This window comes from Modicisalibacter xianhensis, assembly GCF_900113605.1.
In the GTDB taxonomy this organism is placed as follows: domain Bacteria; phylum Pseudomonadota; class Gammaproteobacteria; order Pseudomonadales; family Halomonadaceae; genus Modicisalibacter; species Modicisalibacter xianhensis.
In genome coordinates this window covers 94,481-111,415 of sequence record NZ_FOPY01000012.1, presented here as the reverse complement: position 1 = coordinate 111,415, position 16,935 = coordinate 94,481, and the positions used below count along the sequence as shown (strand labels likewise).

General features: G+C 62.9%; 13 protein-coding genes. 10 read left to right on the top strand and 3 right to left on the bottom strand.

The genetic code is table 11. The annotated features are described in order from the left end of the window. Positions 1 to 15 precede the first annotated feature (15 nt). From aceE to BM194_RS14770, 6 genes are all read left to right on the top strand, one after another. Positions 16 to 2,694 carry a pyruvate dehydrogenase (acetyl-transferring), homodimeric type gene (gene aceE, locus BM194_RS14795; protein WP_092848245.1) on the top strand — a complete coding sequence of 893 codons (2,679 nt, stop codon included), beginning with the start codon at positions 16 to 18 and terminating at the stop codon, positions 2,692 to 2,694. 71 nt (positions 2,695 to 2,765) lie between these two features. Then, the gene (gene aceF, locus BM194_RS14790) at positions 2,766 to 4,838 is read left to right on the top strand and encodes a dihydrolipoyllysine-residue acetyltransferase (protein WP_092848242.1); all 2,073 of its coding nucleotides are present in this window, start codon (positions 2,766 to 2,768) and stop codon (positions 4,836 to 4,838) included. Positions 4,839 to 5,116: 278 nt separating this feature from the next. Beyond that, positions 5,117 to 5,773: an adenylate kinase gene (adk, locus tag BM194_RS14785; protein WP_092848239.1), complete on the top strand. Its 657-nt coding sequence runs from the start codon at positions 5,117 to 5,119 to the stop codon at positions 5,771 to 5,773. A 130-nt stretch (positions 5,774 to 5,903) separates the two neighbouring features. After that, entirely contained in the window at positions 5,904 to 6,590 is a 687-nt protein-coding gene (gene tsaB, locus BM194_RS14780) for a tRNA (adenosine(37)-N6)-threonylcarbamoyltransferase complex dimerization subunit type 1 TsaB (protein ID WP_092848236.1), read from the top strand. Between the two features lie 76 nt (positions 6,591 to 6,666). After that, positions 6,667 to 7,482: an undecaprenyl-diphosphate phosphatase gene (locus BM194_RS14775; protein ID WP_092848234.1), complete on the top strand. Its 816-nt coding sequence runs from the start codon at positions 6,667 to 6,669 to the stop codon at positions 7,480 to 7,482. Beyond that, complete coding sequence (locus BM194_RS14770) at positions 7,470 to 8,258, top strand: class I SAM-dependent methyltransferase (RefSeq protein WP_092848232.1); 789 nt, start codon at positions 7,470 to 7,472, stop codon at positions 8,256 to 8,258. Before BM194_RS14775 ends, BM194_RS14770 begins: the two co-directional genes overlap by 13 nt. 10 nt (positions 8,259 to 8,268) lie before the next feature. Here BM194_RS14770 and plsB read toward each other — a convergent pair whose 3' ends face one another. Then, on the bottom strand, positions 8,269 to 10,698 hold the full coding sequence (gene plsB, locus BM194_RS14765) for a glycerol-3-phosphate 1-O-acyltransferase PlsB (RefSeq protein WP_092848230.1): 2,430 nt from the start codon (positions 10,696 to 10,698) through the stop codon (positions 8,269 to 8,271). Positions 10,699 to 10,771: 73 nt separating this feature from the next. On the opposite strand from plsB, the gene BM194_RS14760 reads away from it, so the two are divergent. Continuing rightward, positions 10,772 to 11,926 carry a phospholipase D-like domain-containing protein gene (locus BM194_RS14760; RefSeq protein WP_092848227.1) on the top strand — a complete coding sequence of 385 codons (1,155 nt, stop codon included), beginning with the start codon at positions 10,772 to 10,774 and terminating at the stop codon, positions 11,924 to 11,926. A gap of 57 nt (positions 11,927 to 11,983) precedes the next feature. Here the strand turns inward: BM194_RS14760 and BM194_RS14755 are convergent, their stop codons facing one another. Further along, on the bottom strand, positions 11,984 to 12,631 hold the full coding sequence (locus tag BM194_RS14755; protein WP_218155402.1) for a YecA/YgfB family protein: 648 nt from the start codon (positions 12,629 to 12,631) through the stop codon (positions 11,984 to 11,986). 69 nt (positions 12,632 to 12,700) lie between these two features. Here BM194_RS14755 and BM194_RS14750 point away from each other — a divergent pair, with 69 nt between their 5' ends. The 3 genes from BM194_RS14750 to BM194_RS14740 all read left to right on the top strand — a co-directional run bounded on the left by BM194_RS14750 (position 12,701) and on the right by BM194_RS14740 (position 16,280). Next, positions 12,701 to 13,249: a SprT family zinc-dependent metalloprotease gene (locus tag BM194_RS14750; protein ID WP_092848356.1), complete on the top strand. Its 549-nt coding sequence runs from the start codon at positions 12,701 to 12,703 to the stop codon at positions 13,247 to 13,249. A gap of 157 nt (positions 13,250 to 13,406) precedes the next feature. Continuing rightward, positions 13,407 to 15,356 (top strand): acetate--CoA ligase, encoded by a 1,950-nt coding sequence (gene acs, locus BM194_RS14745; protein WP_092848220.1) that lies wholly within the window; start codon positions 13,407 to 13,409, stop codon positions 15,354 to 15,356. A gap of 261 nt (positions 15,357 to 15,617) precedes the next feature. Next, positions 15,618 to 16,280 (top strand): response regulator, encoded by a 663-nt coding sequence (locus BM194_RS14740; RefSeq protein ID WP_092848217.1) that lies wholly within the window; start codon positions 15,618 to 15,620, stop codon positions 16,278 to 16,280. A 97-nt stretch (positions 16,281 to 16,377) separates the two neighbouring features. On the opposite strand, the gene mntR is transcribed toward BM194_RS14740, so the two are convergent. Continuing rightward, positions 16,378 to 16,794, bottom strand: a complete 417-nt coding sequence (mntR, locus tag BM194_RS14735; RefSeq protein WP_092848213.1) for a manganese-binding transcriptional regulator MntR — start codon at positions 16,792 to 16,794, stop codon at positions 16,378 to 16,380. Positions 16,795 to 16,935: the final 141 nt, after the last annotated feature.

Below are 16,935 nucleotides of genomic sequence, written 5' to 3'. Positions count from 1 at the left end.
CTCGGAGAGACGTCTATGAGTCTGGAGGCAAGAGAAGATCTCGATCCGATCGAAACCACGGAATGGATAGAATCCCTGGAATCGGTCCTGGATCGTGAGGGCGAAGAGCGCGCCCAGTACCTGATGAGCCGTCTGGCAGATCGCTTCCGCCGCGATGGCATGCAGGTACCCTTCTCGGTGACGACCCCCCATCGCAACACGATCCCAGTGCACCGCGAAGCGCGCATGCCCGGCGATCTGTTCATGGAACGGCGCATTCGTTCACTGATCCGTTGGAACATGGCGGCGCAGGTCATTCGCGCCAACAAGAAGCACAAGGGGCTGGGCGGCCACCTTGCCAGCTACATGTCGAGCGCGACACTTTACGAGGTGGGTTTCAACCACTTCTTCCGCGCTCCCAACGGTGAGTTCAAGGGCGACCTGCTCTACATTCAGGGCCACGTGTCCCCGGGCATCTATGCCCGCTCGTTCCTCGAGGGGCGCCTGACCGAAGAGCAGATGGACAACTTCCGTCAGGAAGTCGACGGCAACGGCCTGTCCTCCTATCCGCACCCGTGGCTGATGCCGGATTACTGGCAGTTCCCCACCGTGTCCATGGGCCTGGGACCGATCACCGCGATCTACCAGGCGCACGTCATGAAGTACCTGGATTCGCGTGGCCTGCAGCCGATGCATGACCGCAAGGTCTGGGCGTTCCTCGGCGACGGCGAGTGCGACGAGCCGGAATCTCTCGGCGCGCTGCACCTGGCCAGCCGCGAGAAGCTCGACAACCTGATCTTCGTGGTCAACTGCAACCTGCAGCGCCTGGATGGACCGGTGCGCGGCAACTCGCGGATCATCGACGAACTGGAAGGCGTGTTCCGGGGCGCCGGCTGGAACGTTCTCAAGGTGGTCTGGGGCCGTTTCTGGGATCCGCTGTTCGAGAAGGACACCAAGGGCATCCTGCAAAAGCGCATGGATGAGGCGGTCGACGGCGAATACCAGAACTACAAGGCCAATGGCGGTGCCTATACCCGCGAGCATTTCTTCGGCAAGTACCCCGAAACCGCGAAGATGGTCGAGGACCTGTCCGACGACGACATCTGGAAGCTCAACCGTGGCGGCCACGATCCCTACAAGGTCTATGCGGCCTATCACGAGGCGGTGAACAGCTCCAATGGTCGGCCCACCGTGATCCTGGCGCACACCGTCAAGGGTTACGGCATGGGCGGCGGTTCCGGCGAAGCCGACATGGAAGCGCACCAGATCAAGTCGATGGATACCGAGGCACTGAAGAAATTCCGCGACCGCTTCGGCATTCCGGTCACCGACGAGCAGATCGACAGCGGCAACATTCCGTACTTCAAGCCGGCCGAGGACAGCCCGGAAATGAAGTACATGCACCTGCGCCGCGAGCAGCTTGGCGGTTACCTGCCGGCACGCAAGAGCGATTTTGAGGCACTCGAGATTCCTGGCCTCGACGACAAGATGTTCGCCAGCCAGACCAAGGGCTCCGGTGATCGCGAAGTCTCCACCACCATGGCCTTCGTGCGTATCCTAAACGGCCTGGTCAAGCACAAGGGGCTGGGCAAGCAGGTCGTGCCTATCGTGCCCGACGAGGCGCGTACCTTCGGCATGGAAGGCATGTTCCGCCAGCTCGGCATCTATACCTCCGAAGGCCAGAAGTATGAGCCGATGGATGCCGGCCAGATCATGTATTACCGCGAGGACAAGGCCGGCCAGATCCTCGAAGAGGGCATCACCGAAGCGGGCGCCATGTCGGCGTGGATCGCCGCGGCGACGTCCTACTCCAACCACCACATGCCGCTGCTGCCGTTCTACATCTACTACTCGATGTTCGGCTTCCAGCGCATCGGTGACCTGGCGTGGTTGGCGGGTGACATGCAGGCGCGCGGTTTCATGCTTGGCGGTACTGCCGGCCGCACCACGCTGAACGGTGAAGGACTGCAGCACCAGGACGGGCACAGCCTCATCCAGGCGTCTACCATTCCTAACTGCCGCAGCTACGATCCGACCTACGGGCACGAGGTCGCGGTCATCGTGCAGGACGGCCTGAAGCGGATGTATCAGGATAAGGAAAACTGCTTCTACTACCTGACCCTGATGAACGAGAACTACCCGCATCCGGAGATGCCGGAAGGGTCGACCGAAGACATCATCAAGGGCATGTACCTGCTGCGCGAGACCGAGGGCAGCAAGGCACACGTCCAGTTGATGGGCTCGGGTACCATCCTGCGCGAGGTCGAGGCGGCCGCCGAGATCCTCAAGGAGGAATACGAGGTCGGCGCTGATATCTGGAGCGTGACCAGCTTCAATGAGCTGCGTCGCGAGGCGCTCGAGATCGACCGCCAGGCTTTCCTACACCCGGACGACGAGGCTGCCAAGCCGCACGTCACCCAGTGCCTGGAAGGTCGCAAGGGGCCGGCCATCGCCTCGACCGACTACATGAAGCTCTACGCCGACCAGGTTCGCGCCTGGGTGCCTACCGACTATCACGTGCTCGGCACCGATGGGTACGGGCGTTCGGATACGCGTGAAAAGCTGCGTCACTTCTTCGAAGTCGACCGCTACTTCGTCACCGTGGCGGCGCTCAAGGCGCTGGCCGAGCGTGGCGAGATTGACCGCAAGGTCGTTGCGGATGCCCTCAAGAAGTACGGCATCGATCCGAACAAGCCCAACCCGCTGGTCAGCTGATCAGGTGGCAGGCAGGCTACGCTTAGAACGTGGCCTGTCCGTCCCGTGCACGATTTGGAAGGAGCGCGACCTTGAGTAGCGAAATCATCAAAGTTCCCGACATCGGCGGCAGCACCGATGTCGAAATCATCGAGATCGCGGTGTCCGAAGGCGATGTCATTGCGCCGGAAGACACCATGATCACGCTGGAATCCGACAAGGCCAGCATGGACGTGCCTGCGCCCAAGGGCGGCAAGGTAGTCAAGGTGCTGGTCAAGGAAGGCGACACCGTCTCTGAAGGCGACGACATCCTCGAGCTCGAGGCCGAGGGCGGCGGCGATGACGAGGCCGAACAGGAGGAGGCTCAGCAGGAGAGCGCCCCGGCCGAGGAGGACCAGGCCGAGGAAAAGCCCGCCAAGCAGGACTCTGACAAGCAGGCCCAGCCCAAGCCGGCCAAGAAGTCCGGCGGCGGCAAGCGCACGGTGGAGATCAAGGTTCCCGATATCGGCGGCAGCGAAAATGTCGAGATCATCGAAGTGGCGGTCGCCGAAGGTGACGAGGTCAACGCCGAGGATGCCCTGATCACGCTGGAATCCGACAAGGCGTCCATGGACGTGCCCAGCCCGCACAGCGGCAAGCTCGTTTCACTCGCCGTGAAGGAGGGCGACGCCGTCTCCGAGGGTGATCTGATCGGCACCATGGAGATCGCCGGTGAAGGCGGGGACGACGAAGGCGAACCCGAGGAAGCGGCCAGCAGCGACGAAGCCGTTAGCGAAACGGCTGAAGCCGACGAGCCCCAGGAGGGCGAGGTCGAGGAAGCCGAAGGCCCCGGGGCACAGGGAGAGAGCCAGCGCAAGGAGATCCGTGTTCCCGATCTCGGCGGCAGCGAGAATGTGCCGATCATCGAGATGGCGGTGGCCGAAGGCGACGAGATCAACGAGGAAGACCCGCTGATCACGCTGGAGTCCGACAAGGCGTCGATGGACGTGCCCAGCCCCTACAAGGGCAAGCTCGTCGAACTCGCCGTCAAGGAAGGCGATACCGTCTCCGAAGGCGACCTGATCGGCTACGTGGAAGTTGCCGGGGCCAAGAAGACCAAGCCCAAGCAGGCCGAGGCGCCCAAGCGTGAGTCTACTGAAGAGCGCAAGCCCGCTGGCAAGTCGCAGCAGGTCGCCGACGTCGAAGCCACGGCCAAGCCCAGCCCCGAGGCGCAGATGGCAAGCCAGCAGCCGCGCAAGGGTAAACTGGCGCATGCCGGCCCGGCGGTGCGCATGCTGGCACGCGAATTGGGTGTCGAGCTTTCCGAAGTAACGCCCAGTGGACCGAAAGGCCGTGTACTGAAAGAAGACGTGCACGCCTACGTCAAGCAAGTGCTCAAGCAGCGCAAGGAAGCCCCGGCAGCCGCAGGCGCGAGCGCCACGGTAGGTGGCGGCATTCCGCCGATCCCGGCCATCGACTTCAGCCAGTTCGGCGAGGTCGAGGAGCAGCCGATGGGTCGGTTGCTCAAGGCTGGGGCCACCAACCTGCATCGCAGCTGGCTGAACGTGCCGCACGTCACCCAGTTCGACGAGGCCGACATCACCGAGCTGGAGGCTTTCCGCAAGTCGATGAAGGCCGAGGCCGAAGCCGAGGGTGCCAAGCTCACGCCGCTGCCGTTCCTGATCAAGGCGTGCGCGTTTGCGCTGCGCAAGTATCCGCAGTTCAACGTCAGTCTGCACCCGGATGGCGACAAGCTGGTGTGGAAGAAGTACGTGCACATCGGTGTGGCCGTGGATACGCCGGATGGCCTGATGGTGCCGGTGATCCGCGATGTCGACAAGAAGTCGCTGTACGAGTTGGCTCGCGAGTCGGTGGATCTGGCCAAGCGTGCCCAGGCCAAGAAACTCAAGCGCGAGGAGATGCAGGGCGGCTGCTTTACCATCTCCAGCCTGGGGTCGATCGGCGGGACTGCCTTCACACCCATCGTCAATGCCCCCGAGGTGGCCATTCTCGGCGTCTCCAAGGCGCAGATGAAACCGGTGTGGGATGGCAAGGACTTCGCGCCACGACTGATGATGCCGCTGAGCCTGTCCTACGATCACCGTGCTGTGAATGGCGCCGATGCGGCACGCTTCACAGCGTTCCTGGCGCAGGCACTGAGCGATATTCGGCGACTGCTGCTGTAATTCGTGACTCTGCCAGACAAGGCGGCCTGCGGGCCGCCTTTTTCATGGCGTGACGGAACCTCGTTCCAGGCGCAACCAAAGTGCTAGTGGCACGGCGCCGTGCGGTCGCTAAAGTAATCGACATGCGTCATCATGACACCCATGACTTAAGTGTGCTTGTCTGGCAACCGTGCCGTCGGTATTGTCAGACGCCTCGTTTTCATCATTGGCCGGTAATGCCGGCCAACAGCCAATTTCGATAACAAGCGATTGATTCGATACTCCAAGGAGCAGCACTGATGCGTTTGATTCTGTTGGGGGCCCCCGGTGCCGGCAAGGGTACCCAGGCCCAGTTCATCTGCGAGCGTTTTAATATCCCTCAGATTTCCACCGGGGACATGCTACGCGCCGCGGTCAAGGAGGGCAGCGAACTGGGTCTCAAGGTCAAGGAGATCATGGCCAGCGGCGGCCTGGTGTCGGATGACATCATCATCGCCCTGGTCAAGGAGCGCATCAGCCAGCCGGATTGCGTCAATGGTTTCCTGTTCGACGGGTTCCCGCGCACCATTCCCCAGGCCGACGCGCTCAAGGAATCCGGCGTCAAGCTCGACCATGTGGTCGAGATTGCCGTCGATGACGAGGAGATCGTCCATCGCCTGGCGGGACGTCGAGTCCACCCGAGTTCCGGTCGCGTATATCATGTCGATTACAACCCGCCCAAGGAAAACGGCAAGGACGATATGACCGGCGAGGCGCTGATCCAGCGCGACGACGATCGTGAATCGACGGTCCGCAACCGCCTGTCGGTCTACCACGAACAGACTGAGCCCCTGGTCAACTACTACCGGCAGTGGGCCGAGCAGGACCCGACGGCTGCACCGGTCTATCACCGCATCGAAGGCATCGGTAGCGTCGACGACATCCGCGCTCAGGTCATCAAGGCGCTGGAAGGCTGACAGACGCCGCGTTACCCGTACGCGCCATGGCCCGGACCGAGTCCGGGCCATTGTCGTTGGGGAGCGGGTTTTGCGGGGCAGGCCGCGGCCGTATAATGCGCACTCCATTTCATGACCCCGTGAACCGCCGATGTCGACGCTGCTGGCCCTGGATGCCTCCTCGAGTGCCTGTTCCTGTGCTGTCTGGCACAAGGGCGAGGTGACTTCCCGCTTCGCCCTCACACCCCGCGAGCACACCCGCCGTCTGATGCCGATGATCGATGAGGTCCTGGCCGAGGCGGGGTTGCAGCCTGACGATCTGGACGCCTTGGCCTACGGGCGTGGTCCGGGGTCGTTCACTGGCCTGCGGATTGCCGCCGGGGTAGCCCAAGGTCTGGCTTTCGGGCTCGACCGGCCGTTGCTTGGCGTCTCGACCCTCGAGGCGCTGGCGCTGGCAGCACACCGCCGGTACCACCTGCGCTACGTGATTCCCGCCTTGGACGCACGCATGAACGAGATCTATGTGGCGGCCTATCACTGTCAGGATGGCAGCTTGAATCGGGTACTCGACGAGGCGGTCATGCCTCCCGACCGATTGCGCGTCCCGTCGGATCGTCAGGATGCCGACTGGTGCGGTGTCGGCTCGGGCTGGACGCTATGGGAGGCCATGCCGACCCTGGTGCAGGCAGCCTTGAGCCAGCGCCTGCCCGACATGCAGCCGGATGCCGCCGACATGGTGCGGCTCGCTGCCAAGGCGTTCGACGCCGGCGAGGGCCAGGCGGCCCACGAGGTCATTCCCGTCTATCTACGTGATCAGGTGGCCTGGCAGAAGCGCTAGGCCTCAACGTTCGCGATCGGCAACATGGCTCGGCGTCGTCGAGCCGTTCTCTCTCCTACGGACACAGGAAACATCAATGGACTGGTTGCAACTGGTGGTGCTGGCCCTGATTCAGGGACTGACCGAATTCCTGCCGATCTCATCATCAGCGCATCTGATCCTGCCCTCGCAGGTGCTGGGCTGGCCCGATCAGGGGCTGGCTTTCGATGTGGCCGTGCATGTAGGTACGCTGGCCGCCGTGATGCTGGTGTTTCGACGCGACATCGTGGCCATCCTGTCCGGCTGGTTTGGACAGTTCGCCGGTACGGGGTCGTTGGCCTCGCGACAGACCGAGTCGAGCTGGCTGGGCTGGATGGTGCTGCTCGCCACCTTGCCGGCAGTCATCTTCGGTGGGCTGTTCAACGATCTCATCGAATCCTCGCTGCGCTCGTCACTGGTCATTGCGATCACCACCATCGTCTTCGGGCTGCTGCTGTGGTGGGCCGATGCCCGGGGCAGCCGCAGCCGCGACCTGGCGACGATGACCCTCAAGGCAGCGCTGATCATCGGCCTGTTCCAGGCCATCGCCCTGATACCTGGCACGTCTCGCTCGGGGATCACAATTACCGCAGCATTGCTGCTGGGTTTCGATCGCCTCAGCTCGGCGCGTTTTTCCTTCCTGCTGTCGATACCCCTGATCATCGCCGCCGGCGCATTGAAAGGGCTGGAGCTGGCCGAGTCGGGCTCGGACGCCGCGGTTCATGATGTGCTGATCGGTGCCGGTCTTTCCTTCGTGGCAGCGCTGGTGTGCATCAAGCTGTTCCTGGCGGCACTGGATCGCATCGGCATGTGGCCGTTCGTGGCCTACCGCCTGCTGCTGGGGGGCGTGCTGTTGTGGCTATGGGTAGCCTGACCCAGGCCGATGCCTCTTCGGGTATCGTTGCCGTAGGGGATGAACTGCAGTCCTTGGCGGCGCGCCTGGGCATTGCCTGGGCACCGATCCGGCCCGAGCATGGCCTGGCGCTGCTCGAGACCCCCGAAGGGCTGGCCATCGCCGGCGATTCAGTGCACTACGGCAATCCCCTGCAGGTCGACTTCGTCGGCGGCAAAGCCGCTCATCGCCGTCGCTTCGGCGGCGGGCGTGGTCAGCTGGTAGCCAAGGCGTGCGGACTGGGCAAGGGCGGCGTGACGCCGAGCATCGTCGATGCCACGGCGGGCCTGGGACGCGATGCCTTCGTGCTGGCGACGTTGGGTGCCGAGGTGCTGTTGCTGGAGCGGGTGCCGGCCATCTTCGCGTTGCTCGAGGATGGTCTGTGGCGTGCCCGGCGTGATGACGAGGCGGGAGAGATCGCGGCGCGCATGCAGGCCATGCATGCCGATGCCGGGCGCGAACTGGATACGGTCGTCGCCCGTAGCGGAATCGCACCGCAGGTGATCCATCTCGATCCGATGTTCCCCCATCGCGACAAGTCGGCACTGGTCAAGAAAGACATGCGCCTGTTTCGCGAACTGGCTGGTGACGACGATGACGCGCCACGCCTGCTCGAGGCTGCGCTTGACGTGGCCACCCACCGTGTCGTGGTCAAGCGCCCCCGCAAGGCGCCGCCTATCGATGGCCCCCGGCCCGGCCACATGATCGAGGGCAAGACCAGCCGCTACGACCTCTACGTGCACCGCGCCCTGAAGTGATCGCGCGGCTTCACTGAAGCGCGATCTGGCGCAGGCGGTGACGCAACACCGGGTCGAACAGCACGCGCCCTCGCAACTGGGCGGCTTCCAGTGCCTTGTCGAAACACAGATGCTGCGCCTCGCGCCATAGCCAGCCCTCTTTCTCTAGGGTGTCGAGTAGCCCGCTGAATAGCCGCCGGTCGAAGAACTCGGGTGCGTTGAGTCCCGACAGTAGGGTCAGCCGCTCGGCCAGTTGACGGCTGTGTTCCTCGAGCGCCTCCCGGGTCAGGCTGCCGCTGGGGTAGCGCAGCAGGGCAGCGAGCAGCAAATAACCACGTTCCAGCGATGGCTGGATCAGGCGTCCCAGCAGGCTGAGACGTTCGCTGTCCGCGTCGTGACTGGGTGGCCGCCGCCAGGTGCCGTTGTCATGACGCAGCAGCCCTAGATGCACTAGGTTATCGAGCGTATTGTCCAGCGCCTGGCGGAATTCGCCGGGTAACGAGACGCTCAGCTCGTGATCGATCAGCGGCCAGGCTGGGGCCAGCAGGTCGTGGAGCGTATCGCGATCGAAACGCACGTTGTTGCGAAAGGCGAAGGCGACCAAGGCCGGCAGGGCGAACAGTTGCAGCACGTTGTTACGATACCAGGTGAGCAGCGTGGCCTGCTCACTATTGGCCAGGATCAATTCACCCAGGGCCTGGTCGCGCCGCTCGATGAAGCCCAGCGTATGCGTCTCGTTGAGCCACTCATCCGGTGTCCCCTCAGGCAGGCTGAGTTGGGCGCCGCCAGGGTGCAGACGTTGCAGTTCGACCAGCATCGCCATTTGTGTCTTGAGCAGGCTAGCCTCGACGGCGCGATGCGGAGTGGCGAGCAGTACCAGTGCCGTGAGGTTGACGGCATTGAGCGCGGCGGCGGCATTGATGCGTCGGCTGAGTTCCCTGCCCAGCTCCGGTACGGCACGGGTCATCCATGGCGGGCGTGTGCCATGCTCCGCCTGACGCCAGTGGGGGATGCAGCCGTCGAGAAATTCGCCCAGGCGCAGCGGCTCGCCGACATTGACCGTGACCTGGCCGAAGGGCTGGCGCAGTTGTCCCAGCACCCGTATCAGGTCGAACGGTGACTCCTTCTTCTTGGCGCCGCCCTGCAATTCCCTGAGATAGCTGCTGCTTTCGAGGACCTTTTCGTAACCGATGTAGACCGGGACGAAGGCAAGCTCGCGGTGGGTGCCTCGCAGGTAGGAGCGCAGAGTCATGGCCAGCATGCCGGGGCGCGGCGTCAGCATGCGCCCGGTGCGCGATCGGCCGCCCTCGACGAAGTATTCCACGGGATGGCCACGCGACAGCAGGCGATGCAGGTATTCGTTGAACACGGCCGAGTAGAGGCGGTTGTCCTTGAAGCTGCGACGCATGAAAAAGGCACCACCGCGTCGCAGCAGCGGCCCGACCACCGGCATGTCGAGGTTGCGGCCGGCAGCGATATGCGGGGGCATCAGGCCCTCGCGGTACAGGACGTAGGAGAGCAGCAGGTAGTCGATGTGGCTACGGTGGCAGGGCACGTAGACCAGCGTATGGTCGCCGGCCAGCGCCTTGGCACGCTCCAGCCCGTTGACCTGAACACCGGCATAGAGCTGGTTCCACAGGCGGTGCAGCAACTGGGCCAGAAAGCGCAGCACCGGATAGCTCATGTTGGAAGCGATCTCTCGACCGTAGCGTCGCGCGCGGCGGCGCATGCGTTGTGGTGACTGGCCCAGGGCGGCGGCGCACTCCTCGATGGTCCGCTGGATCTCGGGGCTGGCCACGACGCCTTCGATCAGTGTGTTGCGGTGCGACAGGTCGGGCCCTAGAACGCGTGTACGTACTCGGCGGAAGTGCACGCGCATCAGGCGCGACACCTTGCGGCTGGTCAGTTCGGGGGAGCGTCCATCGTAAAGTTCGCGCAGCGACAGCGGGGCGCCCAGGTGAAACTCGACATCCTTGCCATTGACCAATACCGACAGTAACCGCCGCATGCGTCCGGTAAGCCGCCAGTCGTCGGCGGCCAGCAGCTTCCAGAAACCAAAGGTCTTGCCCGGTGCCCGGCCCCAGAACACGCTCACCGGGACCAGTTGCACGTCCTGTCCAGGAAACTGCTCGAGGTCATCGATCAATCCCGCGAAAGGCGCGGGCGCCGGCGGCAGCCTGCCCCACAGGCGCCGGCCTGGTCTTGGCAACGGCACGCAGGCTTTCAGCGGCTGGCTGGCCAGGTGCAGTCGCGCGTCAGGCGGTGGCAGGTTGTGTCGTGCGCAAAATGCCTCCAGCAACAGGCTGTCGGAAAGAGCGGCATGGGGCAGGACATAGAGGGTCGTGATGTCGGGATGCAGGCCCAGCGTCTGGGGATCGGGCTCGACCAGGCGCAGGTCGACCCAACGCGCGAGTAGCTTGCGGAATGGCGAACGCAACGGTTGGAGCAAGAAAGTCAGCAAGGCCAATCCTATGCCGGCAAGAGAATATTGCGGCATTATAGCGATTTGTCCTACGAACTGGAGCGTCGAGGCGTTGAGGGAGTACGCAAGGAAATCGGGTCGGCGCAGGAGCGGCACCTGGCGGGATGGAAACCATTTCACGCTGCTGGCCGAAGGGCGGCGTTACCTGCCGGTCATGGAGCGCGCCATCGCCGAGGCCCACTCGTTCATCGTTCTCGAATTGTATCTGATGGAGTCGGGGCGCTTGGCGACACGACTCATCGATCGACTGGCCGAGGCGGTGCAGCGAGGCGTCACCGTGCTGGTTCTGCTCGATGGTTTCGGTGCCATGGGGCTCGATGGCAAGGATCGTGACAGGCTACGCGAATCCGGCGTGGCCCTGCGCTTTTTCAATCCCCTGGTCTGGCGTCACCTGGGCAACGTCTTGATGCGCGATCATCGCAAGTTGCTGATCGTCGATGGCCAGGTAGCATTTACCGGTGGCTTTGGTGCGGTGGATGAATTCATCGAGGCCTGGTTCGATGTCGGGGTACGTATCGAGGGGCCTGTCGTGGCGGACTGGCTTGCGCTTTTTGCTCGGTTGTGGGTCTCTCCGACGACCCGGGGCGATGGCGATCCGGCACTGGTCGAACGGCTGACGGAGGCAAGGGGCGAGACGAGCGAGAAACGCAACATGCTTGGTCGCGTGATGTGGGGGCAGGGATACCGCTACCAGGCCATCCGTCACTCACTGCACCAGCGCGTGATCACCGCCCGGCAGCGCCTCTGGGTATGTACGCCGTATTTCGTGCCCACCCTGACATTACGTCGTCGCCTGGCCCGGGCGGCCCGGCGCGGCGTCGACGTCAGGCTGCTGTTACCCGGCGATGCTCATGATCATCCCGGAGTCAGGTATGCCGGGCAACGTTTCTACGGCCGGCTATTGCGCGCCGGCGTACGTATCTACGAGTATCAGCCGGGGTTCATTCACGCCAAGATTTCACTCGTCGATAGCTGGGTCAGTGTCGGTTCGTGCAATTTCGATCACTGGAGCCTGCAGTGGAACCTCGAGGCCAACCAGGAAGTGCTGAACGCCGACTTCGCCGACGAGACGGCGCTCCTGTTCGAGCGCAACTTCGCCCTGAGCCGCGAGATACTGCCTGCCCAATGGGCGCTACGCCCGCGCTGGTACCGGCTGCGCGAATGGGTGTTCGGGACGCTCGATTCGTGGGTCACGCGGTTGCGCTAATGTCTTGTCGTGCTCGTTCCGGCACCAGGCGTGCTGGTCGTAGCCAACAGACAAGGCTTATCGGCGCTGCTTGCCGCTGCGTCCGGCGGGCTTCTTCTTGCGCGGCGTCGGCTTGGGGCTCTCCGGCGGCACCCGGTAATGCAGATACAAATCGAGGGTCAACTCGGGCAATTGCTGTACGAGCCGCTCGGCCTGGGTGGCATCGCGGCTGAGTTCGGCCATGTCCGGCTCGTCCTCGAACAGCCCCGACAGAGCCATGAACGGCAACAACAAGGTGGCTGCGCTTTCCTCGTCGCCTTCGAACCAGGCCGTCTCGTCGAGGAACACGCCCTCCATGAAGCCGGCGCACCAATCCCCGATCGGGGTTTCCTCGGCGGCGATACCGCCGAGTTCCAGCTCGAAAGGCAACTCCGGTAGCTGGCCTTGCTCCAGTGCATCGACGGCGTTGCGCCGCAGGCGCTCGAGCAGACCGAGGATCTCGTCGCGCTCGCTGTCATCGGCAAACTCGGGCTCGCCGTGGAACAGCTCGCCGACCCAGGTCGCGGCCGGAACGTCGCGGGGAGCGATGGCCAGCGCGACCAGAAAGCCGTGGGCCCCGATCAGATCCAGGGCATCGGCGTCGACCTGATCGGAATCCAGAAAGTCGTCGAGGCGGTCCAGTTCGTCGTCGTCGAGCAGGGGAGTAGGGCGTGGTGTCTCTTGCATGGTCGTTTCCACCAAAAAATGAGTCTGGCGCTGGACGCGCTCGGCATTCAGCGGCATTCTAGCATTGCAATGCAATCCCCTGTGCTTCCGACTCCCGATCCCGATGAACTCGCTGCCCTCGACAGGTCGGCGCTGCATGCTCGTGCCTACGAGCGTGTCGATGCTGCCTGGAAACTGGCTTGCGAGGTGTATCCCGAACTGCCTCGACCCCGGGTGTGGCTGGACATTCGTGGCAAATGTGCCGGACAGGCGCATTTCGGCCGCGGTGGGCTGCGTTTCAATCCGGTCTTGCTCAGCGAGAATCGCCAGGCCTTCTTCGTCGACGTGATCCCTCACGAGATGGCCCATTGGCTGGTGCATCACCTCGAGGATGGCGAGCGGATCCAGCCGCATGGCCACGAGTGGCGCAGCGTCATGACGCGTCTCTATGGCCTCGAGCCGCGCGTGACTCATCGCTTCGACACTCGCTCGGCCAGCCCTGCCCCCCACCGTTACGAATGCGCCTGTCGCAGCCATTACTTCAGTGCCAGGCGTCACGCTCGTGCACGCGCCGGTCAGGCCTATTTTTGTCGACAATGTCGCCAGACCTTGGTCTATAAGGCTATTGAACAATCCTGAGATGGCTGCTTAAGTTTTTGAAATTTAAGTGGAAAATGCTTCTACCAATGTCTAATAGGGTGCAGCCCCCCGTCTAGGTATATGCTGAATGCACTTTCAGGGGTCGGCACGTCTTGCGGCCGGCAGACGCATGTTTTCTAGGTACAGGGGCTCAGGTATGACCGAACAGCAGAAAGTCTATCCAGTGCGTGAGGAAATCGCCGCCAACGCCTGGGCGGACAAGGAAAAGTATCAGGCCATGTACCGCCAGTCGGTGGAGGACCCAGAGCAGTTCTGGGCCGAACAGGCCAAGCGCCTCGACTGGGTCAAGGTGCCCACCAAGATCAAGCACACTGTATTCGACACTCACAATGTCGACATCCGCTGGTTCGAAGATGGCCAGATCAACGCCAGTGTCAACTGCCTGGATCGTCATCTGGAGACGCGCGGCGACCAGCCGGCGATCATCTGGGAGGGCGACGATCCCAACCAGAGCAAGACCCTGACCTACCGTGAGCTGCATGCCCAGACCTGCCAGTTGGCCAATTCGCTAAAGGCGCTCGGCGTCGGCAAGGGCGATGTGGTGACGCTCTATATGCCGATGATTCCCGAGGCGGCCATGGCAATGCTGGCCTGTGCTCGCATCGGCGCCATCCACTCCGTAGTGTTCGGCGGCTTCTCTCCGGATGCCCTGGCTCAGCGTGTCGTCGATGCCCAATCAAAGCTGGTGATCACTGCCGACGAATCGGTGCGTGGCGGCAAGCACGTGCCGCTCAAGGATAATGTCGATGCGGCGCTGACCCGCAAGGGCACCGATGTGGTCGACAACGTGCTGGTGGTCAAACGCACCGGGGGAGACATCGACTGGAACGACGATCGCGACGTCTGGTACCACGAAGTTGTCGAGAAGCAGGCCACTGACTGCGCCGCAGAGACCATGAACGCCGAAGATCCGTTGTTCATCCTCTACACTTCAGGTTCCACCGGGGCACCCAAGGGGCTCAAGCACACTACGGGCGGCTACCTGCTGCATGCCTCGATGACCCATCAGTATGTCTTCGACTATCAGGATGGCGAGGTCTACTGGTGCAGCGCCGATGTCGGTTGGGTCACCGGCCACAGCTACATCGTCTACGGTCCGCTGGCCAACGGCGCCACCACCCTGATGTTCGAGGGTGTGCCCAGCTATCCGTCCCATGGTCGCCTGGGCGAAGTCATCGACAAGCACAACGTGTCGATCCTGTACACGTCGCCGACGGCGGTCCGTGCCCTGATGGCGCATGGCGACAACGTCATGGATTCCAGCAAGCGCGACAGCCTGCGCCTGCTCGGCTCGGTGGGCGAGCCGATCAACCCGGAAGCGTGGGAGTGGTTCTACCGCGTGATCGGCAACTCCCGCTGTCCGATCGTCGATACCTGGTGGCAGACCGAGACTGGCGGCATCATGATTGCGCCGTTGCCGGGTGCGACCGACCTCAAGCCGGGCTCCGCCACGCTGCCGTTCTTCGGCGTGATGCCGGCCCTGGTCGACAACGAGGGCAACATCCTCGAAGGGGCTACCGACGGCAATCTGGTGATTCTCGATTCCTGGCCGGGCCAGGCCCGCTCGATCTGGAACAACCACGAGCGCTTCATCCAGACCTACTTCTCGACCTACAAGGGCATGTATTTCACCGGTGACGGCTGCCGTCGCGACGAGGATGGCTACTACTGGATCACCGGGCGTGTCGACGATGTCATCAACGTCTCGGGTCACCGCATGGGCACTGCCGAGATCGAGTCTTCGCTGGTGGCCCACCAGGCCGTGGCCGAGGCGGCCGTGGTCGGCTATCCGCACGATATCAAGGGGCAGGGCATCTACATCTACGTCACCCTGGCCGATGACTACGAGCCCAGCGACGAACTCAAGAAAGAACTGGTCCAGTGGGTGCGCAAGGATATCGGTCCGATCGCTTCGCCGGATGTCATCCAGTGGGCGCCGAGCCTGCCCAAGACCCGTTCCGGCAAGATCATGCGCCGCATCCTGCGCAAGATCGCCGCCAATGAGACCGAAGGGCTTGGTGATACCAGCACCCTGGCCGATCCGAGCGTCGTCGAGGATTTGATTGCCAATCGCGCCAACCGCTGATCGCAGCAATACCCGTCAGGCCGCCTTCCATCCGGAGCTGCCCGCTCCCTGACGATGGGGAATTTACTCCAACTTACATGGTGGCCTGATCTTCATACCGGCTCAAGGGGCCGGTTTTTTCATGGTTTTTTATGATCCTGATATTCCAACCTTGGGAATCCTGTAAGGCATGGGGTAACATGCGGAAGGAAAAAGCGGATCGTGTCCAGTACCGCCGCAACGGTGCGAACATTCGCTGCAGGAGGATCCGGAGGAGACTCAATGGCTTTTGCCCAGAAATTCATCGTCGCTGACGATCACCCGCTGTTTCGCGCCGCGCTGACTCAAGCGCTTCGCCAGGTGGCACCGCAGGCCGAGATCGTCGAAGCCGACACCATGGATGCCACGACCGAGGTGGTGACCCGTCACCCCGATGCCGATCTAATCCTGCTCGATTTGCATATGCCCGGTGCCCACGGTTTCTCCGGCCTTATTCAGTTGCGCGGACAGACACCGGATATCCCGGTGGCCGTCGTGTCGGGAAGCGACGAGCCCCATGTGGTTCGCCGGGCGATCGATTATGGCGCGTCCGGCTTCATTCCCAAGTCGGCATCGCTCAACGTGATCGCCGAGGCGGTCGGGGAAATCCTCGATGGTGAGGTCTGGCTGCCCGAAGAAATGGCCGAGTTGCTCGAGGATTTCAACGAGGAAGAGGCGCGCTTCGCCGAGGCTATCGCCTCGCTGACACCCCAGCAGTTCCGCGTGCTCAACATGCTTACCGAGGGGCTGCTCAACAAGCAGATTGCCTTCGAGCTCAACGTCTCTGAAGCCACCATCAAGGCCCACGTGACGGCCATACTGCGCAAGCTGGGCGTGCATTCGCGTACCCAGGCGGTCATCGCTGCCCAGAAACTCGAGGTTGAGCCGCCCAAGGTCGAGAGCTGATCAGGCTCGCTGCGCTAACATCAGGTTGTAAGAAGTATCCTGCCAGGCCCGCCTTCGTGGTGGGCCTCTTGTATTCTGACCTGGCCTGGATGAGCTTTTATGTATCCGGCCTGCCCAGAAAACGCCGCATGGCGACGACCGTCTCTTCGCTGCAGTGATGCTCGATACCTTCGGAGTCGGCGCGTGCGATCTCTTCCGGCACCCCCAGCCTGCGCAGGGTATCGAGCACGATGGCATGGCGGATCGCCACGCGCTTGGCCAGGGTCTCGCCGGATTCGGTCAGGAAAATGCCCCGGTAGGGACGGGCAATCACCAGGCCATCGCGTTTCAGCCGCGTAATGACCTTGGAGACGGCCGCCGTGCTGACCCCGAAGCGTTCGGCGAGATCACTGGCGCGGGCCTCGCCCATGGTGGAGTGAAGATGCGCGATTTCTTCCACATAGTCTTCCACCAACTCGGTCTGGTGGTCCTGCCGAACCCGCTTGAAGTGTTCGTGCTTGGGCATTGAATTCATTCAGGGGCTCTGTCACTCACCAAAATGTAAAAAGTAACACGTAACCCCCGAGAGCGATAATCAGCGTGCAAATGATTGTGCAGATTATGCGTGACGTGGGTGTCTGGTGGCTCGCTCCGCGTTACGGCCGGCACGGAGCGA

Coding starts and splice junctions, on each gene's coding strand:
- aceE (WP_092848245.1), top strand. CDS start 16: ATGAGTCTGGAGGCAAGAGAAGATCTCGATCCGATCGAAACCACGGAA.
- adk (WP_092848239.1), top strand. CDS start 5,117: ATGCGTTTGATTCTGTTGGGGGCCCCCGGTGCCGGCAAGGGTACCCAG.
- tsaB (WP_092848236.1), top strand. CDS start 5,904: ATGTCGACGCTGCTGGCCCTGGATGCCTCCTCGAGTGCCTGTTCCTGT.
- BM194_RS14775 (WP_092848234.1), top strand. CDS start 6,667: ATGGACTGGTTGCAACTGGTGGTGCTGGCCCTGATTCAGGGACTGACC.
- BM194_RS14770 (WP_092848232.1), top strand. CDS start 7,470: ATGGGTAGCCTGACCCAGGCCGATGCCTCTTCGGGTATCGTTGCCGTA.
- BM194_RS14755 (WP_218155402.1), bottom strand. CDS start 12,631: ATGCAAGAGACACCACGCCCTACTCCCCTGCTCGACGACGACGAACTG.
- BM194_RS14750 (WP_092848356.1), top strand. CDS start 12,701: ATGCAATCCCCTGTGCTTCCGACTCCCGATCCCGATGAACTCGCTGCC.
- acs (WP_092848220.1), top strand. CDS start 13,407: ATGACCGAACAGCAGAAAGTCTATCCAGTGCGTGAGGAAATCGCCGCC.
- BM194_RS14740 (WP_092848217.1), top strand. CDS start 15,618: ATGGCTTTTGCCCAGAAATTCATCGTCGCTGACGATCACCCGCTGTTT.
- mntR (WP_092848213.1), bottom strand. CDS start 16,794: ATGAATTCAATGCCCAAGCACGAACACTTCAAGCGGGTTCGGCAGGAC.